Below are 22,859 nucleotides of genomic sequence, written 5' to 3' on the forward strand. Positions count from 1 at the left end.
AGCGGACGATGGCGTATGCCGTGTGGCCGGGCCACACGGCATACGCCCCCTCGCCTTCCCCAACCGTCGAGAGGCCACGATGTGCCCCTCCAAGCACGTCGAGAGGCCACGTCTGGCGAACAGACGTGGCCTCTCGACTGCACCGGAGGGGCCAGACGTGGCCTCTCGACGGTTCAGGGGGTCAGGCGGGGGTGATCACTCCCACTCGATGGTGCCCGGCGGCTTGCTCGTGACGTCGAGCACGACGCGGTTGACCTCTTCGACCTCGTTGGTGATGCGGGTGGAGATCGTCGCGAGCACGTCGTAGGGCACGCGCGCCCAGTCGGCCGTCATCGCGTCCTCGGAGGCGACCGGGCGCAGCACGACGGGGTGGCCGTAGGTGCGACCGTCGCCCTGGACCCCCACCGAGCGGACGTCGGCGAGGAGCACGACGGGGCACTGCCAGATGTCGCGGTCGAGACCTGCCCGGGTCAGCTCCTCGCGGGCGATGGCGTCGGCACGGCGCAGGATCGCGAGGCGCTCGGCGTCGACGGCCCCGATGATGCGGATGCCGAGGCCGGGGCCCGGGAACGGCTGGCGCCACACGATGACCTCGGGGACGCCGAGCTCGAGACCGACCTGGCGCACCTCGTCCTTGAAGAGGGTGCGCAGCGGCTCGATGAGCGAGAACTGCAGGTCGTCGGGCAGGCCGCCGACGTTGTGGTGGCTCTTGATGTTGGCCGCGCCCTCGCCGCCGCCGGACTCGACGACGTCGGGGTAGAGCGTGCCCTGCACGAGCCACTTGACGGGGTGCTCCTCGTCGCCGCGGTCGTGGACGACGTCGCGCGCCGCCTGTTCGAAGACACGGATGAACTGCTCGCCGATGATCTTGCGCTTGGTCTCCGGGTCGGTGACGCCGGCGAGCGCCGCGAGGAAGCGCTCGCGGGCGTCGACGATGACGAGGTCGACACCGGTCGCCTCGACGAAGTCCTGCTCGACCTGCTCGGCCTCGCCCTCGCGCAGCAGGCCGTGGTCGACGAACACACACGTCAGCTGGGCGCCGATCGCCTTCTGCACCAAGGCTGCCGCCACGGATGAGTCGACACCGCCGGAGAGCGCGCAGAGGACGCGGTCCTCACCGACCTGCTCGCGGATCGCCCCGACGAGATCGTCGACGACGTGGCCGGGAGTCCACTCCGGCGTGATGCCCGCGCCCTTCCAGAGGAAGTTCTCGAGGACGCGCTGGCCCTGCTCGGAGTGGAGGACCTCGGGATGCCACTGCACGCCGTAGAGGCGGCGCTCGTCGTCCTCGAAGGCCGCGACGGGGGTGCCGGCGGTCGTGGCGGTGACGGCGAAGCCGTCGGGCGCGGCGCTGACCGAGTCGCCGTGCGACATCCACACGGTCTGGCTCGGCGGCTGCCCCGCGAAGAGCGTCGACTCGACGTCGCTGATGGCAGCGTCGGTCTTGCCGTACTCCCGCGCACCGGTGCGGGCGACGGTGCCGCCGAGGGCCTGCGCCATCGACTGGAAGCCGTAGCACATGCCGAAGACGGGGACGCCGGCCTCGAGCAGGGCCGGGTCGAGGCGCGGGGCGCCGTCCTCGTAGACCGAGCTCGGGCCACCCGACAGGATGATCGCCGCCGGCTTCCTGGCGAGGATGTCGGCCGCGGCCATCGAGTGCGGCACGACCTCGCTGTAGACCTGGGCCTCACGCACCCGTCGGGCGATCAGCTGGGCGTACTGCGCGCCGAAGTCGACGACGAGGACGGGGTGGCTCTGCAGGTCGGTCGGGTGCGCTTCGCTCACGGGCGCAAGCCTAACGGCTGGCCCGCACCCCCAGATCCAGGCCCGGACACCCCTCGCCGCGACCGCTCACCACCGGGTCCGGTGCGCCCGCCCGGTCGCCCGGTAGTCCTTGGAGACGTGGTAGGCGCGGCGGTCGAGGCGCAGCGCCTCGGCCCGCACCGCGCGCAGCTCGCGGGGACAGAGCCGCCGGAGGGACTTGAGCACCATGACCTCCCGGGAGTCGCCGCCCTGGGCCGCGATGCGCACCAGCCCGACGTGCGGGGCGTAGTACTTCAGCTGGATGCCGTCCTCGGGAGCGTTCGGGGCCGACTCCCTGATCTTGACCACGCCTGAGTAGCAGCCGGTCGGGACGCAGACGCGCAGTCCCTTGGCGACGACCTTCCCCACGTCGTAGAAGCCGACCGCCGGCGCCCGCCCCTGGACGAAGGGCGCCGTTCCGAGACGGGGCCGGCCCGGGACGAGGATCCCGGCGTGGGCTCCGCGCACCCCGGTGACCCACGTGCTGGGGGCGCCCTGGAACCGGCCGTTCTCGTACTCCTCGGGGTACTCCCCCCGGGTCCACACGTTGCCCTTGTTGTCCTGGGAGAAGAAGGCGAGCTCTGCCTCGGTGAGGACGCCGTCGTTGTAGTCCTTGTCGAGGATGACCCGCGCGTTGACGCCGCCCACCTTCTTCACCAGGTCGGTGACGACGAACACGACTCGGTGCCGGTGGGTGCCCTCGGCGTCGGTGACGGTGCCCTCGTAGGAGAAGCGCGTCCCCGGGACCAGGGGGAAGTACCGCGAGCGCGTGGCGAGGGGGTGCGTGAACCTCGGGTGGCTGGAGCTCGCGACCGCCGTCCTGGCCGTCCCGGACGCCCGGGCCGCCTCGGGTGCGACGAGAACGGTGGCGGCCAGCACCGCCATCCCGGCGAGCAGCGTGGGGACCGCGACGACACGGCGCAGGTCAGGTCGCATGGGGTTCTCCTTCGGCGCCGGCCACGAGGACCGGCTGGTCGGGCGGTCGGTGGAAGCGCAGGTAGATGGAGGGGACGACGAAGAGGCTGAGCAGCGTCGAGGTGACGAGGCCACCGAGGATGACGACGGCGAGGGGGTGCTCGATCTCGTGCCCGGGGCGGGAACCGAGCACCACGAGCGGGACGAGCGCGAGCCCGGTGGCGAGCGTCGTCATGAGGATCGGCGCGAGGCGCTCCTTGGCGCCCCGGATGACGAGGGGAAGCCCGAACTCCATGCCCTCGACCTGCTCGAGGTGCTGGTAGTGGTTGATGAGCAGGATCCCGTTGCGTGCGGCGATCCCGAAGACGGTGAAGAAGCCGACGAGGGACCCGAGCGAGAGGATCCCGCCGGACAGCCAGGCCGCCAGCACTCCGCCGACGAGGGCCATGGGCAGGGTGAGGAACACGAGGACGGCGAGTCGCCAGCTGCGGAAGGCCGTCTGCAGCAGGAGCAGGATGAGAAGCCCTGCGACCAGGGCGGAGGTCAGCAACCGGCTCTGCGCGGTCTGGCGCTCCTTGTACTCCCCCAGCACCTCCGCGTGGTAGCCGCGCTGGAAGCCGACGCTCGCGAGCCTGGCGTTGAGCTCGCTGACCACCGAGCCGAGGTCGCGGCCCTCGACACCGGCGCCGACGTCGAGCCGGCGCGAGTCACCCTGCCGCTCGATGGCGTTCGGGTTGGGCTGCACCGACACGTCCGCGACGTCCTCGAGCCGCACCCGTCCGCCCGACGGCGTGTCGATGAGGAGCTTCTCGAGAGCCGTCACGTCCGACCGGGTGGCCGGCGTGCTCCAGACCACGACGTCGTACGCGCGGCCTGACCGGAAGATGTCACCGACCTCCTCGCCCGCGACGAGGGTCGCCGCGGCGCGCCTGACGTCGCCGGGCTTGAGACCGACCCTCTCGGCCGCGTCGAGCTTCACGCGGACCTCGACCTGGGGGATGTCGGCGGAGATGTCGGTGTGGGCGTCCTTGACCCCCGGGATCGCCGCGAGCAGCGACAGGATCTCGGCCGACTTCGCCCGCAGCACCCCCAGGTCCTCGCCGTAGACGCGGACGATGATCGGCTCCTTGCCGCCGGTGAGCACCTCCTCGACGCGCTCGTCGAGATAGGTCTGCACCTCGGCGAACACGCCCGGGTACTTTGCGGCGATCGCATCGATCTGCTCGCGGGCAGACGCGTAGTCGGCGGAGGGGTCGAGGCTGATCCAGTTCTCGCCGAAGTTCACCCCGAAGACCTCCTCGCCGAGCAGTGCCTGACCGATGTGCGCGCCGAAGCTGCGCACACCCGGGACGGCGCGGATCTGCTTGCTGACCGCCGTGGTCGTGCGCACCGTCTCGGCGTCGGAGGTGCCCGGCACCCCCACCCAGTGCATGAGGAAGTCGCGCTCCTGGAACGCCGGGAACAGGCTCTGTCCGAGAGCCGACCCCACGAAGGCCCCGAGGACCGTGACCAGCGCGGCTGCGGCATACACACCCCGGGGCCGCACCGCGATGCGTCCGAGCGCGGCGACGTAGCCGCGCTGGAGCCAGCGGACGACGGGCGACGTGCGTCGCTCGATCGGTGCCGAGCGCAGCAGGATGAGACACAGTGCCGGGGTCAGCGTGAGGGCCACGGCCATCGAGGCCACGATCGCCAGCGTGTACGACAGCGCCAGCGGGCGGAAGAAGGCGCCGGTGAGCCCCTGGAGCAGGAAGACGGGGATGGCGGCGGCGACGATGATCAGGGTCGCGTAGACGATCGGGCTGCGGACCTCGAGCGAGGCGTGCAGGATCACCGAGGCCGTCGACTCCGAGCTGCCCGACAGCCGGCGCTCCCGCAGCCGCCGGACGATGTTCTCCGCGTCGATGATCGCGTCGTCGACGACCGCGCCCAGGGCGATGACGAGGCCGGCCAGCGTCATCGTGTTGATCGTCGCCCCGCCCAGGTGCAGCACCAGCAGGGTGACCACGAGCGACAGCGGGATCGTCAGCAGGCTGATCAGCGCCACGCGCCACTCGAAGAGGAACAGCAGCAGGATCGCGACCACCAGCAGGAAGCCCAGCAGGAGGGACTGGGAGAGGTTGGAGATGGCCAGCTCGACGAAGTCGGCCTGCCGGAAGACATGGGTGTCGAAGGTGACGTCGGGCAGGCCGGGCTGGAGCTCGGCGATGGCGGACTCCACCCCGGCCGTCAGCTCCAGGGTGTTGGCCCACGGCAGCTTCTCGACGACCAGGAGGATGCCCGGCTGGGAGTTGACGACGGCGTCACCGATGAGGGGCTGGTGGTTCTCCCCCACGAGCGCCACGTCGCCCAGGGTGGACGGACGGCTGACCCGGCTCGTGGCGCCTCCCGGGGACGACCGGGTTGCGCCGGACCCCGCGGCGGCCCCCTTGATGGGCACCTTCGCGAGGTCGGCCGGGGTGATGATCGGCAGGACGTTGCGCACCGGCAGCCGCTGGTTCGCCGACTCGATCGTGCCCCCGGTGCCGATGACGCTGCCGGACGAGAACCTCAGCAAGCCCGAGTCGACCGCGTCCGCGGTCGTCTCCATGACCTGGTCGAGGGTCACCCCCCGGGCGGCCAGTCGGGTTGGTTCGACCTGCACCGTCATCATCTGCAGGCGTTCGTTCCAGATCGCGACGTTGGCGACGCCCGGCACCTGGAGCAGCCGGGTGCGGATGTTCCAGTACGCCGACATCGACATCTCGATGAGGGAGCTCGTCCTCGAGGTCATCCCGATCTGCATGGCGCGGCCGGTCGCGGACACCGGGGCCAGGATGACCGGCGGCGCCGCCCAGGTGGGAAGGCTCGGCGAGACGATGGCCAGCCGCTCCTGCACCAGCTGCCGCGCCCGGAGCAGGTCGGTGTCGTCCGAGAAGAGCAGCTCGATCGACGACAGCTGCGGGACGGACCGCGAGCGCATGTCGGACAGGCCCTGCAGCCCGTTCAGCCCCTGCTCGAGGGGGACGGTCACGAGCTCCTCGACGTCGGAGGTCGACAGCCCGACGCAGGCGGTCTGGATGACGACGCGGGGCGGCGCGAACTCGGGGAACACGTCGACCCGCATCTGGGAGAGCGAGGTGAAGCCGAGGACCATGAGGACGACGGACGCGGCGACGACGATGAATCGCAGGTTCAGGCTGGACTGCACGATCCACCGGATGACGCCGCGCCGCTCGGTCATTGCTCGCCGCTGATCTCGAGCTCGGCGCCGAGCACCTCCGTCGCCCCGACCACGACGACGGTCGAACCGACCGGTGGCCCCGCGGTCAGGGTGGCGACGTCACCGGAGATGGACTCCACGCGGATCGGCACCCGGCGGAAGGTGTTCTTCTCCTCGACCCGGTAGGCCCAGGTCGAGCCGTCGAGGTAGTAGAGGACCGCCGCGTAGGGGATCCGTAGCTTTCCAGGGGCGGCGGCACGGCCGACCGTGGCCGTCTCGATGCCGACAGCGTCCGCCGCGTCGTCGGAGAGCCGCACCGTCTTGACGTCCGACCCCGGGACCTCCTGGACGACCGCGGGCGGGTCGGCCTCGGGTGCCGCGGCCGAGGCCTCGCAGGCGGCCACCCCCGGTGCAAGCAGGAGGCAGAGGACCAGGAGCCCGGTGGGCCTGCGGTCATTCATGATTCGGCTCCCTTCGGGAGGCCACACAGGGTGGGGACGAGGTACAGGACGACGAGTGAGCTCGTCACGAGACCCGCGAGGAGCGAGACCGCGAAGGGCTGCAGGACCTCCGAGCCGGCGCGGTCGGCGAGGACGGCAGCAGGGGCCACCGTGAGGGCCACGAGCGCAGCGGCCCGGAGCACCGGCACGATGCGCTCCGTGGCGACGCCGGCCACCGAGGTCGCCGGGCGGCCGGGGACGCCGGCGCCGAGGACATGGGCACCGAGGGCGCGGGCCGATGCCAGCCCGACGACGAGCGTGAGGGCGGAGGCCGCGAACAGACCGAGCAGCGGCCCCGGAGTCCCGAGTCCTCCGAGCACCGGGGCGACGAGCACGGCGCCGACCCCGCCCAGGGGCGCCAAGAGCACCACGGCGGCCGCGGCGCGCCAGCGGCCGATGGCGGCCTGCACAAGGAGCAGGATCCCGAGGAGCACCCCCAGCGACACGAGGGCGACGCGCCTCGCGTCCACCTCGCGGTCGGCGGCCTCACTGAGCACCTGCAGGTGGGTCTCGCGCGGCATGGGCACCCGGTCCACGGCGGCGCGGACGTCGGAGACCAGGGAGGAGGCTCCGCCGCCCGCGAGGTCGGCGACGACGTCGACGCTGCGCATCGCCTGGTCGTGCACGATGGAGGCCGGCTCTGGCCCGACCGTGACGTGCGCGACGTCGCCGAGGCGCGCCTGCGTGCCGGACGGGGTGTCGACCCGCAGGTCGTCGAGGCCGGAGAGGTTCGCCCGCGTCGTCGGGGTGCCGAGGACGACGACGTCGAAGACCTTGGCCTTCTCGTAGAGGTTGCCCACGACGAGCCCACTGGCCAGCGTGGTGGCCTCGCGGCGCACGTCTCCCGGTCTCAGGCCGGCTCGTTCGGCTGCCGCCAGGTCGACCTCGACGTGGACGGTCGGCTGCCGGGGAGTGGCGACGACGTGCGCGCCCTGCAGACCGGACACGGTGGACATGGCCCGGGCCATCTCGGCGGCCGTCGCCTGCATGGCGTCGAGGTCCTGTCCGAAGAGCCGCACGACGACGTCGTGCCTTCCCCCGGCGTCTCCCCCAGCGGCTCCGCCAGCGGCTCCCCCGGCGTCACCACCGGCGGTGGCGACCCCGACCCGGTCCGCCGTGTAGGTCATGAGCGCGGTCCGCACCCCGGGATACCGGTGCGCGACCCGGTCGATGGAGTCCATGGTCGCCTTGTAGTCCGCGGAGCCGTCCATGGTCAGCCAGAGCTCGCCGCTGTTGACGTCTCCGAGCTGGTCGGAGGTGACAGCCCGGCCGACGTGCCCGCCGACGGTCGCGACCCCCGGCAAGGCCCTGAGGTCGGACGACAGCCGGTCGGACACCCGGGTCGTCTCGGTCAGCGAGGTCCCCACCGGGAGCTCGACGTGGAGCAGCAGGTCGAGGTCCCGCGCCGTGGGGACCATCGCAGGGGTGGTGCGCAGGACTGCCACTGCGGACGCGCCCACCCCGAGCACGGCGAGACCGGCGACCAGCGACCAGACGAGCGCCCGGCTCGCCGCGAACCGGGACACCGTGCCCGAGAGCGCTCGGGCGACCGCCGGCACCGGCCCGCGCTCACGACGCGCCGGCGCACCGCGAGACCGGTCGCGCACGAACAGGAGCATCAGGGCGGGGGTCACCGTGAGCCCCACGACGAGGGCCACCGCGAGCGCCAGGACGTAGGTCAGCACGAGGGGCTTGGTGAAGGCCGTGGCGAGCGGGCCGAAGGCGAGCAGCGGGACCATGGCCAGGGCACTGGCGAGCAGTCCGACGAACGCGGTCCGCCGCGTGGCGCCCAACGCCTCCGCCACGATGTCGCCCATCGACCGCGACACGCCGGCAGACCGTTCGTCCCACGAGCGCGCCCGGACGGCCTCGACCTCGGCGGCCACCTCGTTGACGATGAGCACGACGGCGACGATCAGGCCGGCGAGGGTCATGCTCGTGAGCGTCGTCCCGCGCAGGAAGAGCAGGTAGAGGGTCGCCGTGACGGAGACGAGCACCGAGCCGGCGATGACCACGGCTGCCCGGAGCGACCAGAACAGCAGCAGCGCGCCGAGGGTCAGGGCGACGAGGCCCGCGGCGCCGGCGAGCCCGACCGTGTGCACGGCGCTCTCGATGAAGTCGGCGGGACGGTAGACCGACGCGTCGACGTCGATCCCGCCGAGGCCGGGGCGCAGGCCGGCGAGGGCGTCCTCGACAGCCTTGGTGACGGTCAACGTGTCCGCCTCCGGGAACTTCTGGATGACGAGGAAGAGCGAGGGTTCCGACGTGACCGCGTCGCCGATGAGCGGCTGGTGGTCCTCGATCACCTGCGCGACGTCGCCGAGCCGCACCGGCTTCGCGGTGCCCTCGACGGAGACCTGGGCCAGGTTCCGGGCGGTCGTGATGGGCAGCACGTGCTGGACGGCCAGTCGCTGGTTGGGTCCTTCGACGAAGCCTCCGGTGCCCGGGGTCGAGGCCTCGACGAACGTCAGGGGTGAGACCCAGAGCGCGTTCCCGGTGGTCTCGATGACCTGAGTCAGCGTGATGCCCTTGCGGTGCAGGTCGGCGGGGTCCACCTGAACCTGCAGCTGCCGGTCGCGCTGACCGTAGATCGACACGTTGGCCACACCCGGGATGCCCATGAGCCGGGGGCGGATCTTCCACCTGGCGAAGACCGACATCTCGATGAGTGGGACGGTCCTGGAGTGCAGGCCGATCATCGCGACCCGGCTGGCCGACGCGAGCGGCTCGACCATGATCGGCGGGCTCCCGACGTTGGGCAGGGCGTGCGCCTGGGTCAGCCGTTCCTGGACCATCTGCCGGGCGGCATAGATGTCGGTCCCCGGCTCGAACACGACCTCGATGGCCGACAGGCCGGCCTGCGAGCGCGAGTGGATCCGGTCGAGCCACGGCACGCCGTTGAGCAGGTCCTGCTCGAGGGGCACGGTGACGAGCTGCTCGACCTCCGCGGCCGACAGACCGAGCGCCTCGGTCTGCACCTGCACCGACGGCGCCATGAACTCGGGGAGGAAGTCGACGCGCGCCGAGCCCAGCGCGGTCGCCCCGAGCACCAGGACGCCAGCGGCGACCGCGAGGACGAGCCGGCCGAACCGCGGGTTCGCCCCGACGAGGGCGGCCCGGCTCACGGCCTGCCCCTCGTGGAACCGGTCGGGGTCGAGCTCCTCCTGCACGTCACCGGAGCCGGCGCCTGCCGGACCGGGCCCATGGACCTCATTCCGCCCCCTTCGGTGGGAGGCCGTCGTACCGTGATATTTGAGGCTAGTTAGGGGTGATGGTCTTGGTCTTCAGCCGCCGGAACCCCCTTCGCCTCGTCCTCTCGTGGGAGCGACGGGTACTGCAGGAGGACAGGGCCTCCGTCCCCGAGGTGGCCTCCCTCCTCCCGGGGGACCGCCGCCGGCGCTTCTCGCCGGGTCCGATCACGGCCGGCGACGTGGCGCTCGTCCTCTTCGTGGCCCTCGCCTCGCTCTTCGGCTTCGTCGAACGCGCGTCGGTGGTCTTCGAGACGGACGACGGACCGCTGCACTACCGCGAGCCCGATCTGGCGGGCGCCGCGTTGATCCTCGTGGGGTGCGTCGCGCTCCTGTGGCGCCGCCCGTTCCCCGGCTGGGTCCTCGCCGTCGCCACGCTCTCCGCCGTGGCCCGCAACGCGGCCGGCTACCCGCTCGCACCGATGCCGTATGCCGTGGTCGTCGCCTGCTTCGCCGTCGGCCAGCGGTGGCCGCTCCCGCGGTCTGCCGTCGCCCTGGTCTCCGTTCTGGCGAGCCTTGCCGGGAGCGCTCTGGCCCGCTTCGGCACGGCCGTCGACGACGAGGTGCTGACCGAGGTCCTGGCCGTCCTCGCCGCCTGGGCACTCGGCCGGGGCTACCGGCTCCACCGGATGCGCACCCGGCTGCTCGAGGACCGCACCCTGCTGCTCGAGCAGCGCGCCCGGCACCTGGCCCAGGAACGCTCGACCGTGGCCGCGCTGGCCGCCGCCCATGAACGCGCCAGCATCGCCCGGGAGCTGCACGATGTCGTGGCCAACGACGTCGGCATGATCGTGGCGCGCGCCGGGGGCGCCCGCCGGAGGGAGCGACAGGGCGACAGGGTCTCAGGCGAGGTGCTGGCCGCGATCGAGTCGCTCGGCAGGGAGGCCCTGACGGACATGCGCCGGATGGTCGGGGTGCTCCAGTCGATCGACGACGACGCGGCCGGTGCCGCCCCGCCCGGTCTCGACCAGCTGGAGGAGCTCGTGGCCAAGGTCGCCGCGGCGGGCACCGACGTCCGACTCGAGGTCACCGGGGACCGCCGGCCGCTCGCCCTGCCCGTCGAGCTCAACGCGTACCGCATCGTCCAGGAGTCGCTCACGAACGCGATGAAGCACGCCAGCGGCTCACCCGTGACGGTCCACGTCGACTTCGGACCCGAACGGCTCCGCCTTGTCGTCCGCGATCTCGGTGGGCGCGAGACGTCCGCGTCCACGCCGGGCAACGGCCTGCTCGGGATGCGCCAGCGGGTGGACCTCCTCGGAGGCGCCCTGCGGACGGGTCAGGTGCCCTCCGGCGGCTTCGTCGTGGACTGCGTCCTCCCGGACGGGGCGGGGGAAGTGACCCGTGACCCTGCGGCTGCTGATCGCTGACGACCAGCCCCTCATGCGACGTGCCCTCGCCGACTGCCTCAGGGGCGAGCCCGACCTCGACGTCGTCGCCGAGGCGGCCAACGGCCAGCAGGCCGTCGACCTCGCCGCCCGGCTACGACCCGACGTCGCGATCCTCGACATCCGCATGCCGGTGCTCGACGGTGTCGAGGCCACCCGGCGCATCGTCGCGATGGGTCCGCCACCCCCCACCCGGGTCGTGGTGGTCACGACGTTCGACCTCGACGAGTACATCGTGGCCGCTCTGCGGGCAGGCGCGAGCGGGTTCCTGCTCAAGGACGCGACGCCCGAGGAGCTGGTCCATGCCGTCCGGGTCGTCGCGAGCGGGGAGGCCCTGCTCGCGCCGGCCGTCACCCGACGGCTGCTGGAGCGCTACTCGCGCTACCTGCCGATGACCCCGCCGGACGGGAAGGCACGGCCCGCGCTCACCCCGCGCGAGCTGGCGGTGCTGCGTCTCGTGGCGCGCGGGCACACCAACGCCGAGGTGGCCGCCGAGCTGCACCTCGCCCAGAGCAGTGTCAAGACGCACATCGCGCACCTGCTCGCCAAGCTCCAGGCGCCCGACCGGGTGCACCTCGTGATCCACGCCTACGAGACGGGGCTCGTCCTGCCGAACCGACCGGAGGCCGGGGACGGCGACCCGTCGGCAGTCAGCCCGCGCGGGTGAGCCGACCCGACGCCGACCCGAGGCCGGCTCAGGCGGGCTCAGGCGGGCTCTGAACCGCCCGCGACGTAGGCCCGGGAGAGCAGCGCCTCGGTCTCGGCGGTGTTGCGACGCTCCGCGACCCACGGGAGCACGGGCACGAAGCCGGCGAGGAGGTTCTTGACGATGCGCACCGGGCCCCACGCGGCCTTGAGGCCCAGGTTGGCGACGGACACGGCATACGCGAAGTAGATGATCCCGTGGATCGGGCTCCAGTACTCCGTCAGCACGTTGGTCTGCTTGAAGGCGTACTTCATCACCATCTCGAGGATGAGGACGAAGAGCGCGATGCCGGCGATGATCGCGAGGACGCGGTAGATCGACAGGGCCGACCGGATCTGCTGCGGCTTGGCCAGGGTCTGGGGGTACGTGCTCACGTCGTGGCGCCTTCTCTCGGTGCAGCGACGGGCTCGTCCGCCTGCTGCGCTGCCAGGCCCTGGGCCTGCTGTTCTGCCTGCTGTTCCGCCTGCTCTTCTGCTCGGAACATCTTCCACCACATCCAGATCGCGAAGATCCCGAAGACCCACCACTGCACGGCGTAGGCGGCGTTGCGCAGGTTGAGCGGTGCGTCGAGATCCGGTGGTGGCACGCGCGTCAGGCCGGTGGCCGGACCGGAGGACTCGGCCGAGGCCAGCACGACGACGTTGTAGAGCTCGCCCGGCCACTCGTTGACGAGGGAGGCGAGGTCGATCGAGCGCACCCGGGGCGCGGGCAGCGGGGCGCCGTCACGCGGCGACTCCCCCGGCCCCAGCGTCCCCGTCACGGTGACGACGCCGCTCGGCGGCTGCGGCACGTCCGTCGGGGTGCCGTCGACGAAGCCGCGCAGCACGGGGACGGTGCCCCCCTGCGTCTCGAGCGGGGTCACGACCCACGACCCGACCCGGCCACCCAGCCGACGGTCGACGACGAGCAGGGTGCGCTCGGCGGCATACGTCCCGGTGACGGTGACGGCGCGGTTGGAGTAGTCGGCCTGGAAGTCGCGGTGCGGCGCGGTCACCTGCTGCAGCGGGGCCCGCTCGAGCGTGGAGGCGGCGGACACGGCGTCCTGGCGCCCGGAGTCGCGGGCCACGCCGAGCTGCCACAGGCCGAGCAGGACGCAGGCAGCGACGACCCCGGCGAGGGCGGCGAGCATGCCGACCCAGCGGGGGGTGAGCAGGCGCCGGAACACGCCCCAAGGGTAGGTCACCGCGCTGTCTCCGACCTGACCCGGGGCGGGCACCCGTGCCAGACTGCTGCGGCATGTCCCCGTTGCGACCCCTGCTCCGACACCGACCGGGTATGCCGCGTGGCGCCGTCGTCGTCCTGGCCGCCGTCGCCGTGGCGGGCGTTCTCGCCGCGTGCGGCGCGACCGACATCCCGACGCCTCGGCGGACCGTGACGGTCATGGTCGACCCGCCGAGCTCGCCCGGCCCCACCGCCGGGTCCGGGACCGCGACCCCGTCGCCCAGCGCCAGCGCGACGACGACGCCTCCGGTCCCGACGGCCCTGTCGGTCGGCAGGCACCGCGGCGCTCCGACCTCCTTCGACGAGGCCAGGGGCCGTGTCGACGCGGCCGCGCCTGCGGCGTCCGTGGGCGCGGACTTCCGCAGCCCGACGGGCAACATCGTGTGTCGCCGCGGCAGCGACTCCACCGTCGCCTGCGAGGTGCAGCAGGGACGCATCGACCCTCCCCTGCCCACGATCTGCCCGCCGGGCGGGGCGAAGGACGTCGGCCGGATCGAGCTGGGTCCCGCCGGCGCGCGGCCGGTGTGCAACACGGACACGATCCGCACCGGATCCGAGCCCGTGCTCGGCTACGGCTCGCGCACCCAGCCCTCCGGCACGACCGCCTGCCTGAGCGAGACGACGGGCGTCACCTGCATCGACGAGGCCGGTCGGCACGGCTTCTTCCTGGCACGCAACACCTTCGTCACCTTCTGACGGGGACAGCTGACCGCGCGCGACTGCGGCCGAAATCGTCCACACGCGGGCAGACGTGGCAAACCACTCCCTGGCTCTGGTCACGAATCGATAACGCTCATGGAACGAAACGGCTACGGAGGGCCCGGGAGGTCTTGACTGCGAAAGTCGCGCTTCGGGGGCGGAGCGGAAGATCTGCGGCGAGCTCGACATCCCACAGGAAACTCACACATCTCAGGGACGGTCCTCGTGAGGCAATCACTGCACTCCGGGCGTCGCAGGCTCATCGGCCTGCTCGCCACGGGAGCCCTTGTCACCGGCGCCATAGCGGCGTCACCGGTGCAGGCGGCAACCGGCGTCGGCAAGACCAAGGCCGACAGCTCCGCATCGGGCAAGACCCGGAACGACAACCTGCGCTCGCCACTCGCGGTCAAGCAGGACGCCATGCGCCAGAAGGCGCTCGAGAAGCGGCTCAAGGGCGACCCGAGCGCCCAGGGCAAGGTCGCCACACTCGGCAAGGGACAGCACGTCCAGCTCGAGCGCGAGGGCACCGACAAGATCTTCGTCGTCATCGTCGAGTTCGGTGACCAGCAGTATCCCAACCCGATCTTCCAGGGCCCGCCGCCGGACGGCAGCGCCACCGACGTGACCGGACCGCGCCACAACGAGATCCCGGCCCCCAACCGCGCCGTCGACAACTCGACCCTGTGGCAGACCGACTACAACCGGGCGCACTACCAGGACATGTACTTCAACCGGATGGCGAAGTACTACGAGCGCCAGTCCTCGGGCCGCTACTCGGTCGAGGGAGACGTGACCGAGTGGGTCAAGGTGCCCTTCAACGAGGCGCTCTACGGCCGCAACTACTGCGGCAGCATCGTCTGCAACACGTCGACGGCGCTCGTCCGTGACGCGCTCGCGGTCTGGGTCAAGAGCCAGCTCGACGCCGGCAAGACGATGGCCGAGATCCAGACGTACCTCAAGACGTTCGACCAGCAGGACCGCTACGACATCGACGGCGACGGCAACTTCAACGAGCCCGACGGCGTCATCGACCACTTCCAGATCGTCCATGCGGGCGGCGACGAGGCGGCCGGCGACCCCAACCAGGGCACCGACGCCATCTGGAGCCACCGCTCCTTCGCAGCCGTCCAGGGCGGCGGCCCGCTCGGGGCCGGCGTCAACGTCGGCAGCAACACGGGCCTCGTGTCCAGCGCCCTCGTGCCCAACAACCCGACGGGTGTCTGGGTCGGCGACTACACGATGCAGCCCGAGAACGGCGGCCTCGGCGTCTTCGCGCACGAGTTCGGCCACGACCTCGGACTGCCCGACCTCTACGACACCTCCGGCAACACCGGCGGCGCCGAGAACAACACGGCGTTCTGGACGCTCATGAGCTCCGGGGCGAACATCGGCGACGGTGGCCCGGACGGCATCGGCGACGACCCGACCGACCTCGGTGCCTTCGAGCTCTTCCAGCTGGGCTGGCTCCAGCCGCAGGGCAAGCAGGGACCGTTCTACGACGTCGCGTACGCGGGCAAGCGCTCGTCGCACACCATCGGCTCCAACGTGCCGGCGACCAAGCAGGCACAGGCCCTCTTCACCGTGCTGCCGGACAAGATGGTCCCGCTCGAGCTCGGCGACCCCTACGAGGGCTCGAAGATGTACTACAGCGACGCGGCGGACGACCTCGACACGACGATGACGAAGTCGGTGACCCTGCCTGCCGGCACGGTCGGCCTCGCGGCCAAGGCCCGCTACAACATCGAGGAGGACTGGGACTACGCCTACCTGCGGGTCTCGGCCGACAACGGTGCCACGTGGACCCAGGTGCCGACGAACCTGTCGCGCACGACCGACCCGAACGGCAACAACCTCGGTCAGGGCATCACGGGCGTCAAGGCATCGTGGACCGACCTCACGGCCGACCTGTCGCCGTGGGCCGGCAAGACCGTGCAGCTGCAGTTCCGCTACAAGGCCGACGGCGCCCAGGTCGGGCAGCCCGGGGTGTCCACCCCGCCGCCGGGCCTCCAGCTCGACGCGATCGCCGTCACGGGCCAGGCGCTCGACGGCGCCGAGACCGACGCGGGCTGGACCTTCAGCCCGGCCGACGGCAGCGGCTTCCGCGCCACCGCCGGCTCGGTTCAGCGGGCCTTCTTCAACGCGTACATCGCCGAGAACCGCCAGTACGACGGCTACGACACGTCGCTGAAGACGGCCTACAACTTCGGCTTCCCGACGAAGCCGGACCTGGTCGAGACCTACCCGTACCAGAACGGACTGCTCATCAACTACTGGGACACCTCCCAGAACGACAACAACGTCGGTGACCACCCGGGCTCCGGGCTCGTCCTCCCGGTCGACGCCCACCCCGAGTTCACGCACTGGTCCAACGGCACGCTGATGCGCAACCGGATCCTGTCCTACGACTCGACCTTCGGGCTCGAGACGACCGACGCGATCACGCTGCACAACCCGGCCGACGGCACCACCGGCACGGTCGCCTCGAAGCCGGCCCAGCCGGTCTTCGACGACACGAAGACGTGGTGGGTGAACGCCGACCAGCACGGAGCGACCGGCTCCCACCCGGGCCGCTACCAGCCCGGCTGGTACGGCGTCGACGTTCCCAAGACGGGCACGACGATCCGCGTCGTCGGCACGTCGAAGCAGGGCAACTCGCTGAACGTCCTCGTCGCCCCCAGGTGACGCGAACGGCCTGACGCACGAACGGCCCCGCCGACCACTGGTCGGCGGGGCCCTTCACTGCACCTAGGATTGGACCACGACCTGACCTGACGTGGACCGAGCTCTACCCCACCCGACGACCGAAGGGCCGCCGTGGCGCAACTCCTGCTCCTGCACCTGATTGCTGCCGCCCTCGCGCCGTGGCTGGCCAAGGTCCTGCGCACCAAGGCGTTTCCGGTCCTGGCGCTCGCGCCCGCGATCTCGTTCGGCTGGCTCGTGTCCGTCTCCAACGACGTGCGTGCGGGCAACCTTCCGACACAACGGATCTCGTGGGTCCCCGGTCTCGGCCTCGACCTCGACTTCCGGGTCACCACCCTGTCGTGGGTGCTCGGTCTGCTCGTCACCGGCGTCGGTGCACTCGTCCTGCTCTACTGCACCTGGTACTTCACCGACCGCGACCCGACGCTGTGGCGCTTCACGTCGGTCTTCACGGCGTTCGCCGGCGCGATGCTCGGGCTCGTCCTCACCGACAACTTCCTCGTGCTCTACGTGTTCTGGGAGCTGACGACGGTCTTCTCCTACCTGCTCATCGGCCACAACCCGGCGAGCTCGACCAACCGGCGCGCGGCGATGCAGGCGCTCATCGTCACGACGTTCGGCGGCTTGGCGATGCTCATCGGCATCATCACGCTCGGCGTGCACCACACCTACTCGATCTCCGGACTGCTCGCCGACCCGCCGCCGCTCGATGCCCTGACGGTCGCTGCCGTCGTGCTGCTCCTCGTCGGAGCCCTGAGCAAGTCGGCCCTCGTGCCCTTCCACTTCTGGCTGCCGGGTGCCATGGCCGCACCGACCCCGGTCAGCGCCTACCTCCACGCCGCCGCGATGGTCAAGGCCGGCATCTACCTCGTCGCGCTCCTCGCGCCCGTCTTCGCCGGAGCCCCGGCCTGGCACGCGCTCACCGTCGGCCTCGGCCTCTTCACGATGCTCGTCGGCGGCTGGCGGGCCCTGCGCCAGCACGACATCAAGCTGCTCCTGGCCTACGGCACCGTGAGCCAGCTCGGCTTCATCGTGGCCATCGCCGGCCTCGGCACGAAGGCGTCGGCCCTGTCGGCCCTCGCACTCGTCATCGCGCACGCCCTCTTCAAGTCGACGCTCTTCCTCACGGTCGGCGTCATCGACAAGTGCGCCGGCACGCGTGACCTGCGCGAGCTCTCCGGCGTGGGGCGCCGCCTGCTGCCGGTCGCGGTGCCGGCGACGCTCGCCGGTCTCTCGATGGCCGGGATCGTGCCCCTCGCAGGCTTCGTGTCCAAGGAGAGCGCGCTCGAGTCCCTGTGGGAGGACGTGCACACGTCGGCTCCCCTGCCGGCGCCGTGGAGCTGGCTGGCGATCATCGGCGTCGTCGCCGGCTCGGCGCTGACGGTCGCCTACACCGCGCGCTTCCTCTGGGGCGCCTTCGCGACGAAGCCCGGCGTCGCACCCACCCGGGTCAAGGCCGCCCACCCGGGTTTCGTGCTCGCTCCCCTGCTGCTCGGCGTCGCCAGCCTGCTGCTCGGCCTGCTGGCCCCCCTCGAGTCGCCCTGGCTGCTGCCGTATGCCGTGGGGTTCCCCGTCGGCGGCGAGCCCCAGCCGCTCGCGCTGTGGCACGGCGTCACCGCGCCCCTCCTGCTCTCGCTCGTGTCCGTGGCCGTCGGTCTCGTGCTCTTCGCCCAGCGCGACCTCGTCGCCCGGGTGCAGTCCGGGGTCCCGGCCGTCGTCGACGGCGAACGGGGCTTCGCCCGCACGCTGCGGTGGGTCGACCGCGGCGCCGTGGAGACGACGGCCGTCACCCAGCGCGGGTCGCTCCCGATCTACCTCGCCGGCATCCTCATCGTCTTCGTCGCGCTCCCGGGCGTGGCCGCGGTGACGCAGGGCACGTTCCCGCAGGTCCGCCTCTGGGACAACCCGGGTCAGGCCGTCGTGGGCGTCGTCGTCGTCGCGGCCGCCGTGCTGGTGCTCGTCACCCGACGCCGGCTCACCGCGGTCATGCTCGTGGGCGCCACCGGCTACGGCGTCTCGCTGCTCTTCATCCTGCACGGCGCCCCCGACCTCGCCATCACCCAGATGCTCGTCGAGACGGTCTCGCTCGTCGTCTTCGTCCTCGCGCTTCGCCGCCTGCCCACGAAGTTCACCCGGCACCCGCACTCACCGTCGCGCACCTGGCGCATCGTGCTCGGTGCGGCCGTGGGGGCGTCGGTCGGCGCCATCGCGCTCGTCGCCTCGGGCGGTCGCACCGCGGAGCCGGTCTCGGCCGGGTTCCCCACGGAGGCCTACGCCTTCGGGCACGGCAAGAACATCGTCAACGTCACGCTCGTCGACATCCGCGCCTGGGACACCCTCGGCGAGGTGTCGGTGCTCGTGGCCGCCGCGACCGGCATCGCGAGCCTGATCTTCGTGCGCACCCGCAACACCCGGTTGTCGCGCGCGACGTCGAAGTCGCTGCCGTCGAGCAGCCCCGGCCGCGGCACGTGGCTGCACGGCGGCCGGACGATGCGGACGGAGAAGCGCTCGGTCATCTTCGAGGTCGTGACCCGGCTCGTCTTCCACATCATGCTCGCCGCCTCGCTCTTCCTCCTCTTCTCCGGGCACAACCAGCCTGGCGGTGGTTTCGCCGGTGGACTGGTCGCCGGGCTCGCCCTCGTCGTGCGCTACCTCGCGGGCGGTCGCTACGAGCTCGACGAGGCAGCGCCCTTCGACGCCGGCCTGCTCGTCGGCCTCGGCCTGCTCGTCGCGGTCGGATCGGCGCTGGCACCTCTGGCGTTCGGCGGCACGATCCTCGAGACCACGGCGGTCGACTTCACCCTGCCGCCGTGGGGCGAGGTGCACCTCGTGACCTCACTCGTCTTCGACATCGGCGTCTACCTCATCGTCGTCGGCATGATGCTCGACATCGTGCGCAGCCTCGGCACGGGCATCGACCGGCAGATCGCCGTGGAGGCCGAAGGGGCCGACGCGTCCGGTGACCAGGAGGAGGCGGTCCGGTCATGACCACCCTCGCTCCCACGCTCATCGAGTCGACCCTGCAGCCGAACATCACGCTCGTGCTCGTCACGGTCGGCCTCGTCGCCGCCGGCACCGCCCTGGCCCTCGACCGCAGCCTCGTTCGCGTCCTGCTCGGCATGGTGCTCATCGGCAACGGCATCGCCGTGCTCTACCTCGTCGTCAGCGGGCGCGCCGGACGCGCCCCGTTCGTCGGCGAGGACCCGGCTGCGATCAGCGACCCGCTGCCCCAGGCCATGGTCCTGACCGCGATCGTCATCTCGCTCGCGACGATCGGCTTCCTGCTCGCCATGTCCTACCGGCTCTGGCAGATCTCCGGCACCGACGACGTGCCCGACGACGCCGAGGACGCCCGCATCCAGCGCCTCGCGATCGAGGACCAGACGTCATCGACCTACGACCCCTCCGAGGAGTCGACGACGACGTCCGACGAGCTCGCCGACGGCGACGGGAGCCCACGACGCCCATGAACCCCACCGACTTCACTGTGACCGACCTCGTGCCGATGCCCGTGCTGCTCCCGCTGCTCGGGGCCGCCCTGACCCTCGCCTTCCGTCGCTCCCCACGGCTGCAGCGAGGCGTCAGCATCGCCGTGCTCGCCGCCGTCGTCGCCGTCGCCGTCGTCCTCGTGTGGCAGACCGACGTCAACGGCCCGCAGGTGCTGTGGCTCGGCGCGTGGCAGGAACCGCTCGGGATCTCGCTCGTCGCCGACCGCCTCAGCGCCCTCATGCTGCTCGTCTCCGCGATCGTCACCCTGCTCGTGCTCGTCTTCGCCATCGGTCAGGGCCAGGCCGACAGCGACGACGAGACGGAGAGCGAGACGCCGCTGACGATCTTCCACCCGACCTACCTCGTGCTCGCGGCGGGCGTCTCCAACGCGTTCCTCGCCGGGGACCTCTTCAACCTCTTCGTCGGCTTCGAGATCCTGCTCTTCAGCTCCTACGTCCTCATCACCCTCGGCGGCGCCGCGGCGCGCATCCACGCGGGCACGACCTACGTCGTCGTCAGCCTCCTCAGCTCCGCGCTCTTCCTCGTGGGGATCGCCGCGGTGTATGCCGCGACGGGGACCGTCAACCTCGCCCAGCTCGCGATCCGCATCGGAGACCTGTCCCCCGGCGTCGCGCTCGTGCTCCAGCTCTCGCTGCTCACGGCCTTCGCCATCAAGGCCGCCGTCTTCCCGATGTCGGCGTGGCTCCCCGACAGCTACCCCACAGCGCCGGCGCCGGTCACCGCGGTGTTCGCCGGCCTGCTGACGAAGGTCGGCGTCTACGCGATCATCCGCACCCAGACCCTGCTCTTCCCCGACTCGCCGCTGCAGGGCCTGCTCATGTGGGCAGCGCTGCTGACGATGGTCATCGGCATCCTCGGCGCCGTGTCGCAGTCGGGCCTGAAGAGGATCCTGTCGTTCACCCTCGTCAGCCACATCGGCTACATGATCTTCGGCATCGCCCTGGCGACCCCGCAGGGCACCGCGGGTGCGATCTTCTACGTCGCGCACCACATCACGATCCAGACCGCGCTCTTCCTCATCACCGGGCTCGTCGAGCGCCTCGGGGGAACCACCTCGCTCGACCGTCTCGGTGGGCTGGCCGTGGCCTCCCCCGTCCTCGCGACGCTCTTCTTCGTCTCGGCGATGAACCTCTCGGGCATCCCGCCGCTCTCGGGGTTCCTCGCCAAGGTGGGGCTGCTCGACGCCGGGATCTCCGTGGGCACACCGCTCGCGTGGCTGCTCGTCGTCGGCGGCATCGTCACGAGCCTGCTGACGCTCTACGCGCTCGCCAAGGTCTGGAGCCAGGCCTTCTGGCGCACCCTCGCCGACGCCCCTCGCTCGACCGAGACGGCCGCAGCCCTGCAGGACGGCACCCTCGACGTCGAGCCCGCCACCGACCCCGCGAGCGCCGTGCTCGTCGACGCGAGCCCGCGGGCCCTGCCGCGAACGATGCTCGGGGCCACGGCCGCGATGACGCTCGTGGGGCTGCTCATCACCGTCGTCGCCGGGCCGCTCTTCGCCTACACCCAGCGGGCCGCGAGCGACCTCATGAGCCGTGACCCCTACATCACGAGCGTCCTGCCCGTGGAGGTCCGGCGATGAGCGAGGTCCGCACGGAGACCGCACCGCGCGGCCCCGAGTCGCCGCGCCGCCGGCGGCGCGTGCTCCAGCCGCGTGCCGTCGCGACCATCGCGCTGGCCTGGGTGCTGCTGTGGGACCGCCTCACCTGGGGCAACGTCGTCAACGGCGTCCTCGTCGGGCTCCTCGTGACCTACGCGTTCCCGCTGCCCTCGATCGAGTTCCAGGGCCGCCTGCGCCCGCACCGGGTGCTGCTGCTCATCGGGCACTTCCTCGTCGACCTCGTCGCCTCCTCGTGGCAGGTCCTGCGCCTGGCGTTCGGTCGTCGTCGCCCGCGCAACGCCGTCATCGAGGTGCAGCTGCGCTCGCGCTCCGACTTCTACCTCACGATCACGGCCGAGCTCATCGCCCTCGTGCCGGGGTCGGTCGTCATCGACGCGCGGCGCTCGACCTCGGTGCTCTACCTGCACCTGCTCGACGTGGAGCGCGAGGGCCGGATCGAGCAGCAGCGCGCCCACGTCCTCGACGTCGAGCGCCGCGTGGTGCGGGCCTTGGGCTCGCGCGCGGAGATCGCCGCGATCGAGACGGGCAGCCCGTGGCCGACCGGGCTTGACCCCGACACCCGGCCTGGCACCCGCCCCGACACCGGCCCCGACGGGGAGGAGCACCCGTGACCGTCGTCCTCGGCATCTCGCTCGCCATGCTCGGCGTGGCGGCTGCGCTCGTCCTCGTGCGCCTCTTCAAGGGCCCGAGCAACCTCGACCGCATCGTCGCCGCCGAGATCCTGCTCGTCATCGTCATCGCCGGCGTCGCCCTCGAGTCGGCGCGACAGCACACGACGACCTACCTGCCCCTGCTGATGATCCTCGGCCTCGTGGGCTTCGTCGGCGGCGTCGCCGTCACCCGGTTCCTGTCCCGCGACTCCGACGAGCCCGACGCCGACGTGGCCGACCACCCGGAGCCGCGTCAGCAGCCCGAGGCGTGGGAGCAGTCATGACCTGGACCGCCGTGCTCGACGTCGCCGGTGCCGTGTGCCTGCTGCTCGGCTCGTTCCTCTGCCTCGCCGGGGCCGTCGGCCTCGTGCGCTTCCCCGACACGCTGTCGCGGCTGCACGCCGCGACGAAGCCGCAGACGCTGGGGCTCATCCTCATCCTCACGGGGCTCGCGTCGACGCTGCGCACGTGGGCGACCCTCACGACGCTCGTCCTGCTCGCCGCGACGCAGTTCTTCACCTCGCCGGTCTCGGCGCACCTCGTCGGTCGGGCCGCCTACCGCAACCGGTGCGTCGACGCCGACACCCTCGAGGTCGACGAGCTCTCGGAGGCGCTCGACCGCCCGGACAGCGATCCGTCTAAGTGACGGGAGCTGACGGGTACCCGGCCGAACGGCATACGCCCCAAGGGTTTTGA

General features: G+C 71.7%; 17 protein-coding genes. 10 read left to right on the forward strand and 7 right to left on the reverse strand.

The window, feature by feature from the left end; all coding sequences use genetic code 11:
* Nucleotides 1–195 precede the first annotated feature (195 nt).
* The 5 genes from guaA to ABD831_RS15855 all read right to left on the reverse strand — a co-directional run bounded on the left by guaA (nucleotide 196) and on the right by ABD831_RS15855 (nucleotide 9,590).
* Entirely contained in the window at nucleotides 196–1,785 is a 1,590-nt protein-coding gene (gene guaA, locus ABD831_RS15835; RefSeq protein ID WP_142178716.1) for a glutamine-hydrolyzing GMP synthase, read from the reverse strand.
* A 66-nt stretch (nucleotides 1,786–1,851) separates the two neighbouring features.
* Nucleotides 1,852–2,739, reverse strand: a complete 888-nt coding sequence (locus tag ABD831_RS15840) for a hypothetical protein (protein WP_344948679.1) — start codon at nucleotides 2,737–2,739, stop codon at nucleotides 1,852–1,854.
* Nucleotides 2,729–5,941, reverse strand: a complete 3,213-nt coding sequence (locus tag ABD831_RS15845) for an efflux RND transporter permease subunit (protein ID WP_344948682.1) — start codon at nucleotides 5,939–5,941, stop codon at nucleotides 2,729–2,731. Before ABD831_RS15845 ends, ABD831_RS15840 begins: the two co-directional genes overlap by 11 nt.
* Complete coding sequence (locus tag ABD831_RS15850) at nucleotides 5,938–6,381, reverse strand: efflux RND transporter periplasmic adaptor subunit (protein ID WP_344948684.1); 444 nt, start codon at nucleotides 6,379–6,381, stop codon at nucleotides 5,938–5,940. Before ABD831_RS15850 ends, ABD831_RS15845 begins: the two co-directional genes overlap by 4 nt.
* Nucleotides 6,378–9,590 carry an efflux RND transporter permease subunit gene (locus tag ABD831_RS15855; RefSeq protein WP_344948687.1) on the reverse strand — a complete coding sequence of 1,071 codons (3,213 nt, stop codon included), beginning with the start codon at nucleotides 9,588–9,590 and terminating at the stop codon, nucleotides 6,378–6,380. Before ABD831_RS15855 ends, ABD831_RS15850 begins: the two co-directional genes overlap by 4 nt.
* 785 nt (nucleotides 9,591–10,375) lie before the next feature.
* Here ABD831_RS15855 and ABD831_RS22275 point away from each other — a divergent pair.
* Both ABD831_RS22275 and ABD831_RS15865 read left to right on the forward strand, forming a co-directional pair.
* Nucleotides 10,376–11,038: a sensor histidine kinase gene (locus ABD831_RS22275; protein ID WP_425582839.1), complete on the forward strand. Its 663-nt coding sequence runs from the start codon at nucleotides 10,376–10,378 to the stop codon at nucleotides 11,036–11,038.
* On the forward strand, nucleotides 11,013–11,723 hold the full coding sequence (locus ABD831_RS15865) for a response regulator (protein ID WP_344948690.1): 711 nt from the start codon (nucleotides 11,013–11,015) through the stop codon (nucleotides 11,721–11,723). Before ABD831_RS22275 ends, ABD831_RS15865 begins: the two co-directional genes overlap by 26 nt.
* A gap of 38 nt (nucleotides 11,724–11,761) precedes the next feature.
* Here the strand turns inward: ABD831_RS15865 and ABD831_RS15870 are convergent, their stop codons facing one another.
* The gene (locus ABD831_RS15870; protein ID WP_344948692.1) at nucleotides 11,762–12,136 is read right to left on the reverse strand and encodes a DUF3817 domain-containing protein; all 375 of its coding nucleotides are present in this window, start codon (nucleotides 12,134–12,136) and stop codon (nucleotides 11,762–11,764) included.
* Nucleotides 12,133–12,927 (reverse strand): SURF1 family protein, encoded by a 795-nt coding sequence (locus tag ABD831_RS15875; RefSeq protein WP_344948695.1) that lies wholly within the window; start codon nucleotides 12,925–12,927, stop codon nucleotides 12,133–12,135. Before ABD831_RS15875 ends, ABD831_RS15870 begins: the two co-directional genes overlap by 4 nt.
* Before the next feature lie 71 nt (nucleotides 12,928–12,998).
* Here ABD831_RS15875 and ABD831_RS15880 point away from each other — a divergent pair, with 71 nt between their 5' ends.
* The 8 genes from ABD831_RS15880 to mnhG all read left to right on the forward strand — a co-directional run bounded on the left by ABD831_RS15880 (nucleotide 12,999) and on the right by mnhG (nucleotide 22,809).
* A complete protein-coding gene (locus ABD831_RS15880) occupies nucleotides 12,999–13,679 on the forward strand; it encodes a hypothetical protein (RefSeq protein ID WP_344948697.1) in 681 nt (226 codons plus the stop codon).
* A gap of 228 nt (nucleotides 13,680–13,907) precedes the next feature.
* Nucleotides 13,908–16,364: an immune inhibitor A domain-containing protein gene (locus ABD831_RS15885; RefSeq protein ID WP_344948700.1), complete on the forward strand. Its 2,457-nt coding sequence runs from the start codon at nucleotides 13,908–13,910 to the stop codon at nucleotides 16,362–16,364.
* 132 nt (nucleotides 16,365–16,496) lie between these two features.
* Nucleotides 16,497–19,370, forward strand: a complete 2,874-nt coding sequence (locus ABD831_RS15890; protein WP_344948704.1) for a Na+/H+ antiporter subunit A — start codon at nucleotides 16,497–16,499, stop codon at nucleotides 19,368–19,370.
* Nucleotides 19,367–19,852, forward strand: coding sequence for a Na(+)/H(+) antiporter subunit C (locus ABD831_RS15895; protein ID WP_142178727.1), 486 nt, complete (start codon nucleotides 19,367–19,369; stop codon nucleotides 19,850–19,852). Before ABD831_RS15890 ends, ABD831_RS15895 begins: the two co-directional genes overlap by 4 nt.
* On the forward strand, nucleotides 19,849–21,474 hold the full coding sequence (locus ABD831_RS15900) for a Na+/H+ antiporter subunit D (RefSeq protein WP_344948708.1): 1,626 nt from the start codon (nucleotides 19,849–19,851) through the stop codon (nucleotides 21,472–21,474). Before ABD831_RS15895 ends, ABD831_RS15900 begins: the two co-directional genes overlap by 4 nt.
* On the forward strand, nucleotides 21,471–22,124 hold the full coding sequence (locus tag ABD831_RS15905; RefSeq protein ID WP_344948711.1) for a Na+/H+ antiporter subunit E: 654 nt from the start codon (nucleotides 21,471–21,473) through the stop codon (nucleotides 22,122–22,124). The genes ABD831_RS15900 and ABD831_RS15905 overlap by 4 nt, the downstream gene beginning before the upstream one ends.
* Entirely contained in the window at nucleotides 22,121–22,447 is a 327-nt protein-coding gene (locus ABD831_RS15910) for a monovalent cation/H+ antiporter complex subunit F (protein ID WP_142178730.1), read from the forward strand. The genes ABD831_RS15905 and ABD831_RS15910 overlap by 4 nt, the downstream gene beginning before the upstream one ends.
* On the forward strand, nucleotides 22,444–22,809 hold the full coding sequence (mnhG, locus tag ABD831_RS15915) for a monovalent cation/H(+) antiporter subunit G (RefSeq protein ID WP_344948717.1): 366 nt from the start codon (nucleotides 22,444–22,446) through the stop codon (nucleotides 22,807–22,809). The genes ABD831_RS15910 and mnhG overlap by 4 nt, the downstream gene beginning before the upstream one ends.
* Nucleotides 22,810–22,859: the final 50 nt, after the last annotated feature.

This window comes from Terrabacter ginsenosidimutans, assembly GCF_039539425.1.
Classification (GTDB): Bacteria; Actinomycetota; Actinomycetes; order Actinomycetales; family Dermatophilaceae; genus Terrabacter; species Terrabacter ginsenosidimutans.

Bases quoted from the DNA above. Each gene is read 5' to 3' on its own strand.
- ABD831_RS15840 (WP_344948679.1), bottom strand. From the start codon at position 2,739: ATGCGACCTGACCTGCGCCGTGTCGTCGCGGTCCCCACGCTGCTCGCC.
- ABD831_RS15845 (WP_344948682.1), bottom strand. From the start codon at position 5,941: ATGACCGAGCGGCGCGGCGTCATCCGGTGGATCGTGCAGTCCAGCCTG.
- ABD831_RS15850 (WP_344948684.1), bottom strand. From the start codon at position 6,381: ATGAATGACCGCAGGCCCACCGGGCTCCTGGTCCTCTGCCTCCTGCTT.
- ABD831_RS15880 (WP_344948697.1), top strand. From the start codon at position 12,999: ATGTCCCCGTTGCGACCCCTGCTCCGACACCGACCGGGTATGCCGCGT.
- ABD831_RS15895 (WP_142178727.1), top strand. From the start codon at position 19,367: ATGACCACCCTCGCTCCCACGCTCATCGAGTCGACCCTGCAGCCGAAC.
- ABD831_RS15900 (WP_344948708.1), top strand. From the start codon at position 19,849: ATGAACCCCACCGACTTCACTGTGACCGACCTCGTGCCGATGCCCGTG.
- ABD831_RS15905 (WP_344948711.1), top strand. From the start codon at position 21,471: ATGAGCGAGGTCCGCACGGAGACCGCACCGCGCGGCCCCGAGTCGCCG.
- mnhG (WP_344948717.1), top strand. From the start codon at position 22,444: ATGACCTGGACCGCCGTGCTCGACGTCGCCGGTGCCGTGTGCCTGCTG.